Raw genomic sequence first — 16,611 nt, 5'->3', positions numbered from 1 at the left:
TCCGTGGGTTCATAGGCGAGTATCTCGAAGAACGGCGGTTTCATTATAGAGCGGCTTTCGATACGGAAGATGTTAGCCGCCTGACAGGCAAGAACGTTTATCAGTCTGTTCTCGAATTCTTATTTCCGAAATCCGGGCTAACCTTGGATTCAGCAGGACCTTCAAGATGAAGGCCCTGTTCGCTCATATTCGTTTTGCTGTGATTTGAATGAAGTTTCGCTCTGTTCCGTCAGATTGGTCTTACGTTCTCAGCACACGGCCCTTTGGGACCACGTCCTTCAGTGTAAGACACTCGCTGTCCGGTCTGGAGCTGGTCGAATGATACTCCTTCGAGATTCGACGAGTGGAAGAACAGGTCCTGGCCAGTTCCGGTGTCGATAAATCCAAAACCCTTCTGCATTACTACCTTGATTGTGCCTTCAGCCATGTTAATTCCTGTTCCTCTAAAAGAGATACTATGCGGAGCTGCCTGACACTACATTGGAGAGACCATTTCGCCGCGTAGGCGAATCGTAACTGACCGGAAGTTGTCAGGTCAACAGGCTGGGACCGTGTTTGTTCTGAGTTCTAAGATTAAAACAGAGTTTCTGAACTGAGAGTTTCGAAAAAATCCGGGGGTGAGTGCGAGAAACGGAAGTTCTTACTAGTCCCGAAACGTTAAATGTGCCTGTACCAGAAAAGCGGATAATTGTAGTTTCAATACATGAGCGGCGGTCCCCCCGGGTGCGGCATAGCCGCCGGTCTCACGAATGAGCTGACCGGCGGCGACGCGGGGTGCCTTGTTCTGCGCGTACCAGACAAAGCCCAGCGCGATCAGCACCGCCAGGATGGGGACGAGTGTGAGAAAGCGAATTCGTGGTTCGGGGGGAGGCTGGGTGGACATGAGGCTGGGCTTGGGACAGGTAGTCGTGTTCTGTGACTTACTTGTTTCAACTCAAATAAAAATTAACTTCCCAATGTAGTCAATTACTCTACGGGAGTTAAGCCGGTCAATATTTCAGAGGTGCTTAGCTCAACTCTCTCCGCGCGTGGTGCGACCAATAAAGCACAGGCCGAAGAAGCCTTTGCAGGTACCAGGGCAGCAATCAATTTCGCTCCTGAAGGAATCAAGCTGGTTGGCGGTCAGACTGACGCACAGCGAAAATACAACGAGACAGTCGCCAAAGTCAAATCTGTTACCCGTACAAGCCGGATGCAACGCTAATTTATGGCGTTGGGTGATGTGGCGAACATTCAGGACATTCAAGGCGGCGAAGCTGCTACGGCCCGGGCTGGTCTTGAAGGGGCACTGATAGCACAATTCGAATTGTTGTCTGTTGCCGATCGTGCCAGAGTTTGCCGAGTTTCTCCAGCGCGTGCCCAAAGAGGACCGATTCGGGCCGGTGTTCAATCCATTGCCAGAACGCAGCAACGGCAGGCGGATGACCTCCCTTGCTGTATCAAAGAAGGTTGCCGAGATCGGAAAGAAGGCTCACGTGGTTGTCGGTGAGAACAAATTTGCATCAGCTCATGACCTGCGGCGTTCCTTTGGTGAGCGATGGTCTCTCGATGTGATGCCTCAGACATTGATGCAACTGATGAGACATGAGAGTATGGAAACCACACTGAAATTCTACGTAGGACGTAACGCCGAGAAGGTAGCCGATACACTTTATCAGGCAGCAGAGGCGCGGTTACGTGAGAATCCACGTAAGAGTTCTGAAAATGAGCCAGAAGCCCCAAAAAAAGAAGACCATAACCTGTTATAGGCTATGGTCTTCCAAGTGCCCCCGCTAGGAATCGAACCTAGAACCTACTGATTAAGAGTCAGTTGCTCTGCCAATTGAGCTACAAGGGCGAATGAATTGTCGGCATTTTAATGAACGCTCTGGCCGGCGACAAGAGATGCGGCGGGCGTTCTGGTGGTCGATAATAAGAATTATCGTCCGCTCTGCTTCAAAACCTCGATAAAAGTTGTTTGAAAAATCAGGAACCGGGGGGAAATCCCGCGCCGGTTCCTGAGATTGTCTCGTTGGCTGAAACGTGCCGGGGATCAGATCTGTTCCAGGGCCTGTTTCAGGTCATTGATGATGTCTTCCTGATCTTCCGTACCGACCGACAACCGGATGAAGTCCGGGGTGACGCCCGAGCTGAGCTGCTCTTCGGGAGTCAGCTGCTGGTGTGTCGTGCTGGACGGATGGATGATCAGCGACTTGCTGTCGCCCACATTGGCGAGATGCGAGAACAGTTTGACGCTGTTGATCAGTTTGATGCCATTGGCCTGCTGCTGTTCCGGGGTATCACCCTGGATGCCGAATCCGAAGACCGCACCGGAGCCGTTCGGCAGATATTTCTGCGCCAGCTTGTAATCCGGATGCGATTCGAGTCCGCTGTAGTTCACCCAGGAGACCTTGGGATGGCTTTCCAGGAACTTCGCGACGGCCAGAGCATTCTGACAGTGCCGCTCCATGCGCAGGTGCAGCGTTTCCAGTCCCTGCAACAGCTGGAAGGCGTTGAAGGGGCTCATTGCCGGTCCCAGATCGCGGAGGAGCTGGACCCGAATTTTGAGGATGTAGGCCAGGTTCATGGGACCAAACGTCTCATAGAATTTAAGACCATGATAACTGGGATCGGGTTCGGTCAAACCGGGGAATTTTCCGTTGTCCCAGGGGAAGTCACCCTTTTCGACGATGATCCCGCCGATCGAGGTACCGTGACCGCCGATGAACTTGGTACAGGAAGCGACGACGATGTCGGCTCCGTGTTCGAAGGGCCGGAACAGGTAAGGGGAGGCCAGGGTGGTGTCGACGATTACGGGGATGCCGGCTTCGTGGGCGATGGCGGCGATGGCTTCGAAGTCGGCCACGTCACACCGCGGGTTACCCAGGGCTTCGAGGTAGATGGCGCGGGTGTCGTCGTCGATGGCTTTGCGGAAGTTTTCGGGATCGCTCTGATCGACGAATTTGGCCTGGATGCCGTACTTGGGGAACGTGTAGTGGAACAGGTTGTAGGTTCCGCCATACAGGCTGGAAGAAGAGACGATATTCTGACCGCTCTCGACGATGTTCATAATCGCCAGCGATTCAGCAGCCTGTCCGGAAGCGACCGCCAGGGCACCAGCGCCCCCTTCGAGCAGTGCGAGGCGTTTTTCGAGTACGTCGGTGGTGGGGTTCATCAGGCGGGTGTAGATGTTCCCGAATTCCTGCAGGCCGAACAGTCTGGCCGCGTGATCAGTATCATTAAAGGTGTAGGAGGTCGTCTGGTAGATAGGAACGGCGCGGGAATTGGTGGCGCTGTCGGGTTCCTGACCGCCATGCAGACAGAGAGTCGCTAATTTCAATGCTTCGGCATCCATTGTCTAATAACCTTCTTATAAGGGTGTGATCTGGCTTGTTCTCAAGCACCAAAGTAATTCAGAGAACTCGATCCACGATAACGACATTGGCTGAAGAGAGCAGAATGTGCCGGGATGAGCTTCAATTGAGGCGAATTTTGCAGAGGAAAACAGCCCCTCGGAGTATCCGCCATCCTATCGATGTTGAAAGTAAAAAACAATTCGCCCGCGGCGTTCTTGTGTTTGAATGTGCCATTCCCGGAAAAGGAGTGAAATTCAACGAAATAGAGTTAAGAAAATCAAATCTGGTGAAAAACGGGAGAAGCGAATTATTGCCAATTCCCCTTTGGGTGGGGGGATGATATCCTGAGTACTGACCATTCGATTCTCATTTCCCGTTGATACTCTGTGGTGAAGAAAGTACGACTTATGAGAGAGTTACGACCTGTGAACGTATTCCGCAACGTGTTGCCTCTGTTTCTCGTCTGTTTCGGCATGACTGCATCCGCCCACGCCAACCCACCCGAAAATACCACCGCCGACCAGCCCGGCCTGGTGAAACAAGAGTTCGTGTATACCGATGCGTCGTTCCCTTCCTGCCATGCCTCGACGATTGTGGAAACACCCAAAGGCCTGGTGTGTGCTTTCTTCGGCGGTACGCATGAGAAGAACCCGGATGTCGAGATCTGGGTATGCCGCAACGAGGGCGATGGCTGGACCGCTCCCGTGAGTGTCGCGGATGGCGTCGAGAGTGAATCGAAGCGGTATCCCTGCTGGAATCCGGTGCTGTTTCAGACAAAACCGGGTACGCTGCTGCTGTTCTACAAGGTCGGTCCTAATCCGAGTGAATGGTGGGGCATGCTGAAAGTCTCCCACGACAAAGGCAAAACCTGGGGGCCTGCGAAACGGCTGCCGGACGGCTTTGTCGGTCCTGTTAAAAACAAACCGTTCCTGCTGGCCGACGGCACTTTGCTCTGTCCCGCAAGTACCGAACACAACGGCTGGCAGTTGCAGATGGAGTGGACTCCCGATCTCGGTAAGACCTGGCACCGGACCGGTCCGTTGAACGACGGGCACAAAATCGGTGCGATTCAGCCCTCCGTCCTCAAATATGGCGACAAGCTGCAGATTCTCTGCCGCAGCCGCCAGGGGAAAATCGTCGAAGCCTGGTCGGACGACAATGGCCGTTCATGGGGTGAAGTCACGATGACCTCGCTGCCCAACCCGAACAGTGGCACCGACGCGGTCACGCTGAAAGATGGCCGCGCGCTGCTGGTTTATAACCCGACGAAGAAAGGCCGCAGCCCGCTGCATGTCGCGGTTTCGGAAGACGGCAAACACTGGTCGACGGCCCTGGTGCTGGAAGATCAGAAGGGGGAATACTCCTACCCGGCTGTGATTCAGACCGATGACGGGAAGGTGCACATCACCTACACCTGGAAGCGGGATCTGGTCAAGCATGTGGTGCTGGACCCCAGCCAGCTCAAACTCAAGGCGATCGACTGAGAGGCGTGAGCGTTGGCTGAAGAAAAACGAGTTCCCCCCCACCGCAGGATGCTGATCTGGCTGGTGCTGCAATGGATTCTCCAGGTCATCTTTGGAATCTGGTTGCGGTACCGGGCGCGCCATGAAGAGCGTCTGCCTGCCCAGGGGGGCGGGGTGCTGGTCAGTAATCACCAGAGTTTTCTCGATCCGCTGCTAATCGGTCTGCCCTTGAGTCGACCGATCAGCTTCATGGCGCGGGATTCCCTGTTTCGGATTCCACTGTTGGGCCCTTTTCTGCGGTACACGTACGTGATTCCCATCAGCCGCCGGTCGGCAAGTTCGACCAGTTTTCGGGCCGCGATCGAGAATATCGAGAATGGAAACCTGGTGGGGATCTTCCCCGAGGGGACCCGTTCCGAGGACGGGGAGGTTCAGCGTTTCAAACCGGGGTTTCTGGCACTGCTGAAGCGGACCGATGCCGCCATTTATCCGATTGGGATAGCGGGGGCCTACCAGGCACTGCCGCGTGGAGCGTGGTTTCTGCATCCGCGGGCGGTGCGCGTGGTCTATGGTGAGCCGATCCCGGCGGCGACGGTCAAGGATTACTGTGCGCGGGGAGCCGAGAAAGATCTGCTGGCCCTGACACAAGAGCGGGTGATCGCCTGTCAGCGTGAGGCGGCAATCTGGCTGGATCCCGAGTCACAGGACTGATTTTGACCCGATTTCGGCCTGATTTCCGGGGGAGTCGGGATTGTCAATTCAGTCAGAGTCCACTATGGTTTGCGCTACGGAATGGACGTCTTCTCTTCTCGTTGACAGCACATCGATTTTTAACAGCAGGGGCTGATTATGTCGGAACGGATTCTGAGTATTTCTGGTTTACGGGGTGTTGTGGGGAACGGTTTGACTCCCGATTATCTGACCCGCTTTGCAGCCGCGGTGGGAACGATTGCCGACCAGGGAACCGTGGTACTCTCGCGCGATGGACGAGGCAGTGGGCGGATGGTGCGGCATGCGGTCATTTCCGGCCTGCTGGCGACGGGTTGCAAGGTGATTGACGCCGACATCTCGACAACGCCGACCTGTGGCGTGCTGGTGACACATCTGAAAGCTGCGGGGGGAATCCAAATCACCGCCAGTCATAATCCGATCCCCTGGAACGGACTCAAGCCGTTCTCGCCTGAAGGTTCGGTTTACAACCAGGAGCAGGGAGAGCGGCTGCTGGATGTACTCAACAATGAGAAGTTCAACTTTGTCTCCTGGGATCAGCTGGGAGAGGTGGAACGCTACGAAAACGCTGCCGGTCCCCATATCGAACGGGTGCTGGCTTTAATTGACCAGGCGGCGATTCAGCAGCGGAAGTTCAAAGTGGTGCTGGACTGTAACCATGGATCGGGTGGCGTGGCGACGCCTCAACTGCTGGAAGCGCTGGGCTGTGAAGTGATTGTGCTGGGCGGTATGCCGGACGGCAATTTCGCGCATACTCCCGAGCCGCTGAAGGAGAACCTGACCTCACTCTGTGAAGAAGTGGTCAAGCAGGGCGCGGATGCGGGCTTTGCGCAGGATCCCGATGCAGATCGACTGGCGATCGTGGATGAGACGGGACGGTACATCGGCGAAGAGCTGACGCTGGCCCTGGGAGCAGACTACGTACTGGCACGGACTCCCGGTCCGATTGTGGTGAATGGTTCCACCAGCCGGGTGACGGCGGATATCGCAGCGAAGTACGATTGCCCCTTCTTTCGCTCTTATGTGGGCGAAGCCCATGTCTGTGCGAAGATGAAGCAGGAAAAGGCGATCATTGGCGGCGAAGGAAACGGCGGGGTGATTGATCCCAAAGTCGGTTATGTGCGGGACAGCTTTGTGAGTATGGCCTATGTGCTGGCGGGGCTGGCGGCATCAAAACAGACGCTGTCCGCCTGGGCCGATTCGCTGCCGCAATACAGCATTGTGAAGAACAAAATCACCTGTCCGCGTGAAAAAGTAGCCGAGGCATGTGCGGCGCTGGAGAAACATTTCGACTCGGCAACGGCCTCGTCGGGCGATGGCCTGCGTCTGGACTGGGACGACCGCTGGGTGCAGGTGCGAGCGAGCAACACGGAGCCGATCATACGGGTCATTGCGGAAGCACCACAAAACGACGAGGCACAACAGTTGTGTGAAGCGGCGATGGAGATCGTGGGTTCGGCTGTGGCTTAAGTTTATTCACCACGGATTTTCTACCACGAAAAGCACGAACGACACGAAAGTTTCGATCGGCTTATTTCATTCAGAGTGGAGCCAGCAGGATGGCCGGGGAATTAGAAATACTCAAGCAACTGGTTCCGCCGCCTGAAGAGCCTGTCTGTCCGGATGGCGACTGGCGGGCGATTGAAGCACAGCTGGGGATTGAATTTCCGGGTGACTACAAGCGGTTCATTGCCGATTATGGTTCCGGTTCGTTGCAGTCGTTTCTGCACATCTGGAATTATCTCACCCTGCCTGCTGAGCAAGATCCGAAAGAGATCATTCAGCAGATTACGGCTGAGTATGAGTACGATCAGGCAGCGGGGTACGAGATTGATTTCGTGGCTTACCCGGAGCCGGGTGGCCTGATTCCCTTTGCCAGTACGGACGATGGAAACTATCTCAACTGGCGGACCGCAGGTGCACCGGACGACTGGAGTGTGGTGGCTTATGACTGTGGATCTGGCCAACTGATTTGTGCAGAGAGTGTGGGGATGGTGGCGTGTCTGTGCAGGCTGGTGCAACAGGAAAACCCGTTCGGAAATGCGTTCTGTAATGTCGATTCGTTTTCGCCGCCAATCACATATCGTCCCTGAATTCTGATTCTTCTACTGACAGGTAACGCTGGAAATGACGACATCACTGACCGAGATTATGGAACTTCTTCCGCCGCCCGCTGAACCGCAGGGACTGGATCGGTCGTGGGAGGAGGTTGAGAAAGACCTGGGATGTGCGCTTCCCGCTGACTATAAGGAATTCATCGACCAGTATGGATCAGGTCAGATTTGTGAATGGATTGATGTCTGGAATTTGCGAGATAAATCGCTCTTTCCTTCACCTTTGCAAGAGGTGATTTGTGGACCTGAAGGCATTATCAGTTTTTATCAGAAGGTAAACGAAGAGTATAACATATTGACAGCCGGATCGTGGACTATGTTTCCGGAACCGGGAGGACTTTTACCGTTCTGTACTGCTTTCGAAATAGATTATTTGAACTGGAGAACGGCAGGTCCGGCCGATGACTGGGACTGCGTTTACTGGTTTTTCGATGGGAACGAGTTTATCCACCTGGAAGGAGATTCGTTTACTGATTTCCTGCTGAAGGTACTGAAACGGCAGTACAATCAATATCAGCTCCCGACGGTTGATGAACCCTATCAATTCACACAATGAGCGTGATCTGTTTAAGGCCCGTCCTAACGGGTTTTCTACCACGGTCAGCACGAACGACACGAAAGTTGGTGATCTGCCGAGGAAGTGTTTGATCTTTGAATCTGTGGCTTCGTATAATCGGGGCATGACAGATCGCAGACATTTCATCAAGACGGCAGCGGGGCTGGGTGCTTCGCTTTCCCTGTTTACGAGCCTGAAGGTACGCGCGCAGGAGGGACCCGCTCCCCGCCGACCTTTGATCCTGTGCAGTCGGGGTGAGGAGTGGGCCGAGAAGGTCCTGCGTCCCGGGTGGAACGTGTTCGAGAAGGGGGGCGATATTCTCGACGCGGTGGAAGCGTCCGCGCGGGTAACGGAACTGGATCCCGAAGATCAGTCGGTAGGCTATGGTGGTTTGCCGAACGAGGAAGGGGTAGTGCAGCTCGATGCCTGCTTCATGGATGGCCGGACGCATAACTGTGGTTCGGTAGCAGCACTGGAGATGATTAAGACGCCGTCCTCGGTGGCCCGACTGGTGATGGAGCGGACCGATCACATTCACCTGGTGGGTGAGGGGGCCCGCAAGTTTGCGCGGGCGCATGGCTTCAAGGAAGAGAACCTGCTGACGGACAAATCGCGTAAGATGTGGCTCCGCTGGAAGGAGAACCTGAGCGACAAGGACGACTGGTTCCCGCCGAAAGACGGCAATTACGATCTGGAGAAACGGCCGACCGGGACGATCAACATTCTGGCGCTGGACAGCCAAGGGGATCTTGCCGGCTGCACAACGACCTCGGGACTGTTCGGGAAGCTGCCGGGCCGGATTGGGGATTCGCCGATTATTGGCGCGGGTCTGTATGTGGACAACGAAGTGGGAGCCGCGGGTGCGACGGGCCGGGGTGAAGAGATCCTGCGGACCTGCGGGAGCTTTTTCGTCGTGGAACAGATGCGGGCCGGGAAGAGTCCGCGTGAAGCGTGCGAAGCGTTATGTCACCGCATCGTGAAGATCAACGGCGGCCCGGAGAAGGTGAACTTCACCGACAAGATCGTGGCGATCAATAAGAATGGTGAAGCGGGCTGCTTTGCCATTCAGGGTCGGAAAGACAAGCCCCCCAAGGCAGCGGTGATTACTGAAGCGGGGATTCAGATTGTTGAGGGTGGCTATCTGATTGAGGTGGGGTAGAGTATTTCGTGCTTCAGCCGAGTTTTTTAAAAACCACGGCTCGCACGAAATACACGAATTTTCTTTCACATCACTCTCTTCACTCTAGGGCCACAACATAAACAGGGCCATCAGGATCATGGCTGTGTTTTCGATGATCGTCACTGCGGACATCGGTAGGTTGAAGACCGTTCCCAGGCAGGCACATTGAATTGCCTGACGTTTGCGGACTGCCTGCAGGACTCCGATTAAGCCGACCCCCATGACAGTGGCGGTGACGAGATTCACGATGGTCGGAAAGACGCCCAGAATGAAGGCGACGCCGAGCGAGAATTCCAGAAAGGGATAGAGCACGGCATAGAGACGCGATCGCCTGGCCACGATGTCGTAGGTCGCGAAGGCGTCTGCAAATTTGCTGACATCGAGCAGTTTGAAGAAGGCGAAGCCCAGGAAGAAGCAGCCCATAAAGTAACGCATGAAGTTTTCGAGCGTCGCGCCTGTATTTTGCATCGAAGTTAAAATTGCGGCGGCACCCGCCACATAGAACACAACCAGCAGCAGCGGCTTGTAGGTTGCCAGGCAGAATTTCGGTTTCTCTTCTCTAACAGGCGCTGGTTGACTCTGCAGGATTTCCAGACCGGGCTGGGGATTCTCTACGATGGCCGCTTCGTAGCCGGCGTTCGTGACCACTTCGACCAGCTTTTCGGCAGGCCGGGCTCCGCTGACTTTCGCGGTGACCGTCTTTGCGGCGCTCGTGAGATCGGCTTTCCACTCGAGGATTTCGGGAGCCTGGTCCAGGGAGGGTTGTAATTTGCTCAAACAGGACTGGCACTTGAGATTGGTTGCTACCGTCACTTCCTGAAACTGTTCTGTCTGTTCAAGAGTCTGCATTCTATTATCTCCGTATCGGATTGATGATTGTTTATTTTTCAGAGGGAAGAATCGACAAAATGATGGGGCAGTCTTCCAGTGCGCCATGTCCCGAACACTGTTCATAGAGTGAGTCGAGCGTGTCTGCCAGTCTTTTCAGATCGTCGATTTTCTGACGGATCTCGGACAGCTTCTGTCCCGCCAGCTGCTTGACCTCACGCTTGGAAGAGCCAGGGTTGTCTGCAATGCTCAATAATTGGTCGACCTCAGCCAGCGTGAACCCCAGTTCCTGAGCCCGTTTGATGAACCGAATGCGATCGATGGTCTCCGGCGGATATTCCCGGAAGGGGGCTTTGATGCGTGGCTGATCGACCAGACCTTTGCGTTCGTAAAAGCGTACTGTTTCGACTCCCACGCCAGCGGCCTGAGCGACACGACCGATTGTTAATTGATTCATGTTTCACCTCCTGAGGCATTATAGACTCTGTACCATGGTACGGGGTCAAGCGGTAAAACGCACTCTTCAGGGAAAAAATCAATTGACCGGCGGGGGCTCGCTGAGAAATTGTCAACATGCTGCCAGGTACGGGAATCTGATTGACACTGCATTGCCTTCAGTTATGATTGATTGGGTACATATCTTCACGTGTCAGTCACAGCTCTATCGGTCCGTCAACCCGACCAGTCTGGCCGTCAGCCGAAAGGTTAACTCCGATGCGAGGCATTCCTGGTTTTATACCGCGTCGGCTCATTACGCTCGCAGTTCTTGCGGGTGTGTTTCTCTCTCCTGAGCTGGCGTCTGCCCAGCAGAGCAAAAAGGCGGAGCTCAAGGAACACTACGTCTTTGAATTTGTGCGGGTCTTCTACACTAAAGAAGGAACGGGGGCGGTCTCTCCCATCGATGTGAACCAGAATGGTGTGTCAGATCAGGTGGAAAACGTTGCCAAGCAGGTGTGGGCGGCGCATCAACTCTTCTGCAGTGCGCTGGAGTTTCCTGATCCATTCGAAAGTGACCGGTTTCAAGGTGTGAACTGTATTCAGGTCAGCATCAGGGATCGCAAGGAAATGGGGGGCCTGAACGGGATCGCTTACTCGAGTGCCCAGCGGGCGCGCAAGATTCCCGAGGGGAGCCCCAAGGACCGCTGTATTGTGATGGCGATTTCCAGTCAACTCGATCCCACGAAGAATGTCACACCCACCCATGAGACATTTCACCTGGTGCAATATGGCGCAACGCAGTTCAAAAACACCTGGTTTCTGGAAGGGATGGCACGCTGGGCCGAACATGGGACCGGGAAGGAGGGCATCGGAGAAATCAAGTACTCTCCCAAAGGTCCCTGGCCGCAAATACCGGCGCATCTGGCTCAGCTGGCGAAAATGAAATCTGAGTCCGAGCACGTTTTGTGGAATCCGATTGCAGCCGGTACCGACCGCGACGGTTCTCTCACTACACAAATGCTGGGACAAAAACTGGCCAGTCTCACCTATGCCGATGGAACTCCTGTGCTGAGGGACCGATTTCTGCAAGGGGGGAAGGTTATGCGAGACATCATCGTTGAGCTCGGAAAAATGGATGATGTTGCATTCAAAGATCTGAAACTGGAAAAGTGGACCGAAGAAAACCGCAGGGCTCTGGAAAACAACCCTTATATTTACAAGGCGATCATGGATGCCTTGCGTAATCAGGGAATGAAGGTGGGCGATTACGAGATTCCAGCAGAGTTGAAACGTTAGCTTACGGTTTCCAGTACCCTACGCTCGGTTCGAATTGTATTCGGGCTGAACCTTGTTATCTCTCAGTTGGAACTGCGGGAATCCGTTTACTTCTTCAGTACCGTATCGAACAGTTGATAGGCTTTCTGTCGTTGTTCTTCCGGGAAGTTGTGATCGCAGTCCGGGTGGTCGATGACGAGTTTGCCTTTGGCGTCCAGCAGTTCATAGATGGGCCGGGCTGCGCTCGCGCATTTGTCGACGCTTTTCCAGCGGAAGTTGGAATCGTGCAGGGGCGCGTTGACGTAGACCGGGCGGGGGGCCATGACGCCGAGCAGTTCGGTGAAATCGAAGGGGATTTCGTCGAGTCTACCGCGGTAGTCTGACATGCGGGGCATGTAGCGGATCTGGCACCAGCCTTTGCCGAAATACCAGACGCGTTCGGCGGCGTCGTAATAGTCGCGATAGGAATCGAAGCCACAGCTGCTGACGATGGCGGTAACACGTGGATCGAAGACGGCGGTGTAGATCGCGTTGTGGCCGCCCAGGGAATGTCCAATCGCACCGACACCCTGGCTCATATCGACCGTGTCCAGGGATGTCAGCAGGTCGATGGCGCGGGAGTTGTCCCAGATGGCTTTCATCGTGCCACTCACGAAACCGAGTTTACCCAGGTTGGGCCAGTAATTCGCGAGATGCGGGTAGGCGGGGGCGATGGTGACATAGCCACGTTCCGCGAGTTCGGCGGCGTAATTACGACCGGCGCGGCCTCCCAGTCCGAGGGCGACCTTATGGCCGACCTTGTTATCGGTGGGATGCAGACAGAGAACCGCGGGGACCTTGTGATCCTTGCTGGCGGTGTGAGGAATACAGAGATAGGCGGGCGTACGGGAATCGGGGCCGGACTGGTAGGTGATCAGCTTGCGCGTGTAGTTGTCGAGCTTGACCTCTTCGAGGACTTCGATGTCCAGCGGAACCCGTTGATCGTCACCCGGGAAGGGGCCCATGACCGTTTCCATGCCGCGAATGATTTCCTGCCTGCGTTGTTTCCAGTCGTCCGGTGTGGTGACCTTCTGAACTTTTCCGGATCCATCGCGGTACAGGAGCAGGTCATCAGGATTGAGCCGCGGTGTTTGTGCGTGGACGGAAACCGAGCAGAGGACGGGCAGCAGCAGGGCGGTGAAGAAAGTTTTCTTGAGGGCAGAGAGCATGGATGACTCCTTGGGAGGGCAGGCGATCTTAAGTGGCAGGAGAGACGCGTTTGTTATTTAACAAAAGTAACGTCTGGGGGCAGGTGAATCAAGCGGATTGAACGTGAGCAGAGCGCCGTTTGTTGCCCGGTCAGGTCCATTCTCAAGTTTCCAATCACAATTGGCAGTACGAAAGACGAGGGAAACTCTCTGGGCAGTGTGTGATCAAACGGATAAACTTGGTTTTCTGATGAAATCCTTCATATCCGATTTTACTTTTCACTAATTCGCAATTCGAGACAAGCCCCATGCTGAAGCACATCATCGAGAAACGACTGCCTTTGTTTGTTGAATTCTTCAGTTCGTTTATGCGCTACGCTTCCTATGTCCGCGAGGTCATTGTGGCCCTGCTGTTGATTCTGCTGCTGGGGGCTTTCCTGATCTGGCGGTTTGAGAACCTGAGCTTCGGGGACGCCGTCTATTTTTCGATGATTACCGGTCTGACCATCGGCTATGGTGATATAACGCCCGAGACGCCGATGGGGAAAATCATCAGCGTGGGGATTGGCCTGGTTGGGATGATTGTCGTCGGTTTAGTTATAGCTATCGCGACGCGGTCCCTGCATGAGACTGCGAAACGTCACATGGATCTGGAACACGAAGCGTCGCGCTCAGAACATCACAAAACTACTTGAGGTAGTCTTTGAGTTTGAAGTGCACGAAGGGCCGCTGATAGGCTTCTTCCTGTTTCTCAGCATAGGAAACCCAGAACTCCAGCGCGGTGGCGTCGTAGACGACATCCAGAATATTGCCCCCCTTGATGGGAATCTGACAGGCGATGTCTCTCATTTCCTCCGCACCGATTTTGCCATAGACTTTCTGTAACGGTTGAAACGCGCCGCGGCCTTCATCCTGATAGACCAGGTTTTTCATGACCGCCGGCGCGAGTTCGTCGGCTGGGTCGTTGTCTCGCCAGATCACCAGGTCGGGAGCATGCGCCAGCATTTTAACGGCCTGGCGGCTGGTGCCGTCTCCGACAACATAGTGATATTTCTTGATCCGCTTCGCCTGCTTGAAGAGATCGATGGCCTCGTCCAGATTATTGGCGTCGTACATCACCTGGCGAAACAGTGTCGTAAAATGGACGCCGTTCATATCGAAAGGATAGTCCTTGCCCGGGGAATCGCCCATTTCCGAGAGCACGATGCCTTTGGCATTGATCCCCGTGTTGGCGCCGAGGAATCCGGCGAAGGTGATATTCACGTGGGGAATTCCCTGTTTGGGAATGTAAACCGTGATGCAGGGATAGTCCTGCGCGCCCAGTTCCATTGTCCAGTCGAGATTGCGTGTCTGGTAAAGGTGACCGTCTTTCGTCGCTGCGCCCCAGGCAGCGATACCACTGCAGGAATAATCCATGACGACAGGTAACGCGTGTGCCCGCTGCAACGTTTTCAGCGGTAGGCCTGTCCCTTCAGCGAAGCCGCGGAGTTCTTCTTTGAAGCGGACATCGGTATGCGGTGCGATGGCGTTCCAGGCGGCATCCAGATGGGCATCGGAGGCACGCTCTGGTCCGGCGGCCTGTACCTTTTGCAGCAGCGAATTGATCATCTGCGTGGCTTCTTCCCGGATCAGTTTTCCCTGTTGCAGACCCATTTCATAGGGAGTGCCTGAGACCACGATGACGGGAATGCGATCGGCGCCGGTTCCGATGGAGGTCCGATAGCCTTCTGCCTGCAGGTGACCAGCACGAGTAAAGCAGGCGAGAGCCAGCACGATCAAAACCAGGAAGCAGCGGCGCATAATAAAGTTCCCCGTGTAAGAAGTGTCGATGCAAAAGGGATCAGCTGACGTAGAAGCACGTCGTCCCGTTTATTGTAATCGCTGTCGGCAGTGATGCCAGCATTGTCTGGCTGCGCGGGTCAAAAATGTACCGCCCCGGAACATTCCAGGTTCGTCCTAATCTCTCACCTGAAAGAGGGTCCGGGGCGGTATCCCGCTACCGCACATTGACTTTTAACTGCTGCTGCTGCCTGACATGCCCGTATGAGTAACGCAGAAAAGAGACTTACGAAATTCGAAGAGGGATTACTCAGAAAGCGGTGGTTGCGGTACCGGGGGGACCAGGTTTTTCCGGGAGCGTGATTTTTTGCCTCGAAATCGAGCGAACCCCCGCTGTGTGTCCACCTGGAAGAATTCCACGAACTGGCGTCCGATGTCGGTCAGGGCCAGTTCTTCAGCCAATTCAAGAGAGCGTGAGTGAGACATTCCTGAACGACAGATAACTCGAAACAGGTTTTTCAAGTCCTGCTGCTCTGCGTCTGAGATCCCCCGCCGAGCCAGACCGACTGCATTCAGGCCGATGATTTCGCCCTGGTGGTCCGTCATCGTGAAAGGGGGAACATCGCGGCTGATCATGGCGACACCTCCCAGCATGGCGAGTTGCCCGACGCGTACGAACTGATGGATGCCGACATTGCCCGAAATGATTGCCTGAGATCCGATCTGCACGTGACCGCCGAGCAGGGCGCCGCTGACGAGTGTGACTTCATCCGCGAGGATGCAGTCGTGGGCCACGTGGGAACAGGTCATCAGATGGCAATCGTTGCCGATGATTGTCGTCGCCTGTTCGATGCTGGCCCGGTGGATGGTGACCGATTCGCGGATCACGCAGCGCTGGCCAATGCGACAGTAGCTGATCGCCCCGGTATATTTTCGGTCCTGGGGCGTATCGCCAATAACGGCGTGTGCATGAATTTCACAATCGGAGCCGATGTCGGTATTCCCCATGACAACCACGGACGGTCCCAGGTGACAGTTAGCACCGATGCGCACCGGGCCCTCAATGACGACGTGGGGGCCGATGTCACACGTAGGGTGGACGATGGCATCGGGATGGATGTAAGCAGTAGGATGGACGCGCATTGGAATCCTCATTACAGGCTGACAGCGCACCACATCGGGCTGTCAGGGAAAACGGTATTGAGCTAAACACGAAATGCGGTTCACTGCTTAACAATGAACATGCGCGATTCCGAACTGGCTCAGTTTTCCAAATGAGAAATTCTGAAAGGGGAGGCAGGAGGAACGATCCGCGGTACGTGCCAGGCAGGCAATGCTGCGTTCCGGGGGAATACAGAACAGCGTGCCCCAGGTATCGACCGCATTCCAGAGACACAGCTTGAGCGGTTGTCCCGGGGAAGTGTAGGGCGAGCCAAAGACCGAACTGGAGCCCTCTTCCGGATCCACATCGAGGGGACCATCGTCGTAATCATCTGGCAGATCGCAGCCGAGCAGGATGAAATCGAGGTCGAAAGAATGGTCCAGCACGGCAAAACGGAGGGAAGCGGTCTGGCCACTGGGAAGATTGTCACCATCGCAGACCGGGAACGGGGCGTGCACCGTGGTTGCCACCATCCAGATGATTGCGATTTTCTGTAGCCAGTTCATTGAGATAGATTCCTTCCGAGAAACAGCATGAACTATCTTGGAGGGAGTTCCCTTTGTCA

The 16,611-nt window shown here is 55.0% G+C and carries 19 protein-coding genes and 1 tRNA gene; 10 read left to right on the top strand and 10 right to left on the bottom strand.

The genetic code is table 11. The annotated features are described in order from the left end of the window. Positions 1-229: 229 nt before the first annotated feature. A complete protein-coding gene (locus tag RID21_RS16305; RefSeq protein WP_350190611.1) occupies positions 230-427 on the bottom strand; it encodes a cold-shock protein in 198 nt (65 codons plus the stop codon). A gap of 216 nt (positions 428-643) precedes the next feature. Then, a complete protein-coding gene (locus tag RID21_RS16300; protein ID WP_350190609.1) occupies positions 644-883 on the bottom strand; it encodes a hypothetical protein in 240 nt (79 codons plus the stop codon). A 120-nt stretch (positions 884-1,003) separates the two neighbouring features. Between RID21_RS16300 and RID21_RS16295 the strand changes: the two genes are divergently transcribed. After that, on the top strand, positions 1,004-1,204 hold the full coding sequence (locus RID21_RS16295) for a hypothetical protein (protein WP_350190607.1): 201 nt from the start codon (positions 1,004-1,006) through the stop codon (positions 1,202-1,204). A gap of 121 nt (positions 1,205-1,325) precedes the next feature. Further along, positions 1,326-1,748, top strand: a complete 423-nt coding sequence (locus RID21_RS16290) for a site-specific integrase (protein WP_350190605.1) — start codon at positions 1,326-1,328, stop codon at positions 1,746-1,748. A 16-nt stretch (positions 1,749-1,764) separates the two neighbouring features. Here the strand turns inward: RID21_RS16290 and RID21_RS16285 are convergent. Both RID21_RS16285 and RID21_RS16280 read right to left on the bottom strand, forming a co-directional pair. Next, positions 1,765-1,837, bottom strand: a tRNA-Lys gene (locus tag RID21_RS16285). Positions 1,838-2,032: 195 nt separating this feature from the next. Then, positions 2,033-3,334, bottom strand: a complete 1,302-nt coding sequence (locus RID21_RS16280) for an O-acetylhomoserine aminocarboxypropyltransferase/cysteine synthase family protein (RefSeq protein WP_350190603.1) — start codon at positions 3,332-3,334, stop codon at positions 2,033-2,035. Positions 3,335-3,742: 408 nt separating this feature from the next. On the opposite strand from RID21_RS16280, the gene RID21_RS16275 reads away from it, so the two are divergent. The 6 genes from RID21_RS16275 (at position 3,743) to RID21_RS16250 (ending at position 9,356) form a co-directional block, all read left to right on the top strand. Beyond that, positions 3,743-4,819 carry a sialidase family protein gene (locus RID21_RS16275; RefSeq protein ID WP_502892620.1) on the top strand — a complete coding sequence of 359 codons (1,077 nt, stop codon included), beginning with the start codon at positions 3,743-3,745 and terminating at the stop codon, positions 4,817-4,819. A gap of 12 nt (positions 4,820-4,831) precedes the next feature. Further along, positions 4,832-5,509, top strand: coding sequence for a lysophospholipid acyltransferase family protein (locus RID21_RS16270; RefSeq protein ID WP_145041081.1), 678 nt, complete (start codon positions 4,832-4,834; stop codon positions 5,507-5,509). A gap of 138 nt (positions 5,510-5,647) precedes the next feature. Then, positions 5,648-6,997, top strand: a complete 1,350-nt coding sequence (gene glmM / locus RID21_RS16265; RefSeq protein WP_350190601.1) for a phosphoglucosamine mutase — start codon at positions 5,648-5,650, stop codon at positions 6,995-6,997. A gap of 89 nt (positions 6,998-7,086) precedes the next feature. Beyond that, positions 7,087-7,620, top strand: a complete 534-nt coding sequence (locus RID21_RS16260) for an SMI1/KNR4 family protein (RefSeq protein WP_145185032.1) — start codon at positions 7,087-7,089, stop codon at positions 7,618-7,620. Positions 7,621-7,654: 34 nt separating this feature from the next. Beyond that, the gene (locus RID21_RS16255; RefSeq protein WP_145185029.1) at positions 7,655-8,197 is read left to right on the top strand and encodes an SMI1/KNR4 family protein; all 543 of its coding nucleotides are present in this window, start codon (positions 7,655-7,657) and stop codon (positions 8,195-8,197) included. Between the two features lie 88 nt (positions 8,198-8,285). Beyond that, on the top strand, positions 8,286-9,356 hold the full coding sequence (locus RID21_RS16250; RefSeq protein ID WP_350190599.1) for a glycosylasparaginase: 1,071 nt from the start codon (positions 8,286-8,288) through the stop codon (positions 9,354-9,356). Positions 9,357-9,440: 84 nt separating this feature from the next. On the opposite strand, the gene RID21_RS16245 is transcribed toward RID21_RS16250, so the two are convergent. Further along, positions 9,441-10,226: a heavy-metal-associated domain-containing protein gene (locus tag RID21_RS16245; RefSeq protein WP_350190597.1), complete on the bottom strand. Its 786-nt coding sequence runs from the start codon at positions 10,224-10,226 to the stop codon at positions 9,441-9,443. 31 nt (positions 10,227-10,257) lie between these two features. Next, entirely contained in the window at positions 10,258-10,662 is a 405-nt protein-coding gene (locus RID21_RS16240; protein WP_145440030.1) for a MerR family DNA-binding protein, read from the bottom strand. Between the two features lie 257 nt (positions 10,663-10,919). Here RID21_RS16240 and RID21_RS16235 point away from each other — a divergent pair, with 257 nt between their 5' ends. Continuing rightward, positions 10,920-11,939 carry a hypothetical protein gene (locus tag RID21_RS16235; RefSeq protein WP_350190595.1) on the top strand — a complete coding sequence of 340 codons (1,020 nt, stop codon included), beginning with the start codon at positions 10,920-10,922 and terminating at the stop codon, positions 11,937-11,939. 86 nt (positions 11,940-12,025) lie between these two features. Here the strand turns inward: RID21_RS16235 and RID21_RS16230 are convergent, their stop codons facing one another. Beyond that, positions 12,026-13,126: an alpha/beta hydrolase gene (locus RID21_RS16230; RefSeq protein ID WP_350190593.1), complete on the bottom strand. Its 1,101-nt coding sequence runs from the start codon at positions 13,124-13,126 to the stop codon at positions 12,026-12,028. Positions 13,127-13,413: 287 nt separating this feature from the next. On the opposite strand from RID21_RS16230, the gene RID21_RS16225 reads away from it, so the two are divergent. Then, positions 13,414-13,800, top strand: a complete 387-nt coding sequence (locus tag RID21_RS16225) for a potassium channel family protein (RefSeq protein WP_145185014.1) — start codon at positions 13,414-13,416, stop codon at positions 13,798-13,800. On the opposite strand, the gene RID21_RS16220 is transcribed toward RID21_RS16225, so the two are convergent. The 3 genes from RID21_RS16220 to RID21_RS16210 form a co-directional block, all read right to left on the bottom strand. Then, on the bottom strand, positions 13,793-14,905 hold the full coding sequence (locus tag RID21_RS16220) for a C45 family autoproteolytic acyltransferase/hydrolase (protein WP_350190591.1): 1,113 nt from the start codon (positions 14,903-14,905) through the stop codon (positions 13,793-13,795). The two genes, RID21_RS16225 and RID21_RS16220, sit on opposite strands and share 8 nt — an antisense overlap. 285 nt (positions 14,906-15,190) lie before the next feature. Further along, positions 15,191-16,027 (bottom strand): acyl-ACP--UDP-N-acetylglucosamine O-acyltransferase, encoded by an 837-nt coding sequence (gene lpxA / locus RID21_RS16215; RefSeq protein ID WP_350190589.1) that lies wholly within the window; start codon positions 16,025-16,027, stop codon positions 15,191-15,193. 87 nt (positions 16,028-16,114) lie between these two features. Then, positions 16,115-16,552, bottom strand: coding sequence for a hypothetical protein (locus tag RID21_RS16210; RefSeq protein ID WP_350190587.1), 438 nt, complete (start codon positions 16,550-16,552; stop codon positions 16,115-16,117). Between the last annotated feature and the right edge of the window lie 59 nt (positions 16,553-16,611).

Origin of the sequence: Gimesia sp., from assembly GCF_040219335.1 — a bacterium.
In the GTDB taxonomy this organism is placed as follows: domain Bacteria; phylum Planctomycetota; class Planctomycetia; order Planctomycetales; family Planctomycetaceae; genus Gimesia.
The sequence above is the reverse complement of the archived record's forward strand: the minus strand, read 5'-3'. Positions and strand labels throughout refer to the sequence as shown.

Excerpts from the sequence above, each read along its gene's own strand:
- RID21_RS16260 (WP_145185032.1), top strand. The coding sequence starts at position 7,087 with ATGGCCGGGGAATTAGAAATACTCAAGCAACTGGTTCCGCCGCCTGAA.
- RID21_RS16225 (WP_145185014.1), top strand. The coding sequence starts at position 13,414 with ATGCTGAAGCACATCATCGAGAAACGACTGCCTTTGTTTGTTGAATTC.
- RID21_RS16220 (WP_350190591.1), bottom strand. The coding sequence starts at position 14,905 with ATGCGCCGCTGCTTCCTGGTTTTGATCGTGCTGGCTCTCGCCTGCTTT.
- RID21_RS16245 (WP_350190597.1), bottom strand. The coding sequence starts at position 10,226 with ATGCAGACTCTTGAACAGACAGAACAGTTTCAGGAAGTGACGGTAGCA.
- RID21_RS16235 (WP_350190595.1), top strand. The coding sequence starts at position 10,920 with ATGCGAGGCATTCCTGGTTTTATACCGCGTCGGCTCATTACGCTCGCA.
- RID21_RS16275 (WP_502892620.1), top strand. The coding sequence starts at position 3,743 with ATGAGAGAGTTACGACCTGTGAACGTATTCCGCAACGTGTTGCCTCTG.
- RID21_RS16305 (WP_350190611.1), bottom strand. The coding sequence starts at position 427 with ATGGCTGAAGGCACAATCAAGGTAGTAATGCAGAAGGGTTTTGGATTT.
- RID21_RS16300 (WP_350190609.1), bottom strand. The coding sequence starts at position 883 with ATGTCCACCCAGCCTCCCCCCGAACCACGAATTCGCTTTCTCACACTC.
- RID21_RS16230 (WP_350190593.1), bottom strand. The coding sequence starts at position 13,126 with ATGCTCTCTGCCCTCAAGAAAACTTTCTTCACCGCCCTGCTGCTGCCC.
- RID21_RS16240 (WP_145440030.1), bottom strand. The coding sequence starts at position 10,662 with ATGAATCAATTAACAATCGGTCGTGTCGCTCAGGCCGCTGGCGTGGGA.
- RID21_RS16255 (WP_145185029.1), top strand. The coding sequence starts at position 7,655 with ATGACGACATCACTGACCGAGATTATGGAACTTCTTCCGCCGCCCGCT.
- RID21_RS16280 (WP_350190603.1), bottom strand. The coding sequence starts at position 3,334 with ATGGATGCCGAAGCATTGAAATTAGCGACTCTCTGTCTGCATGGCGGT.
- RID21_RS16210 (WP_350190587.1), bottom strand. The coding sequence starts at position 16,552 with ATGAACTGGCTACAGAAAATCGCAATCATCTGGATGGTGGCAACCACG.
- lpxA (WP_350190589.1), bottom strand. The coding sequence starts at position 16,027 with ATGCGCGTCCATCCTACTGCTTACATCCATCCCGATGCCATCGTCCAC.
- glmM (WP_350190601.1), top strand. The coding sequence starts at position 5,648 with ATGTCGGAACGGATTCTGAGTATTTCTGGTTTACGGGGTGTTGTGGGG.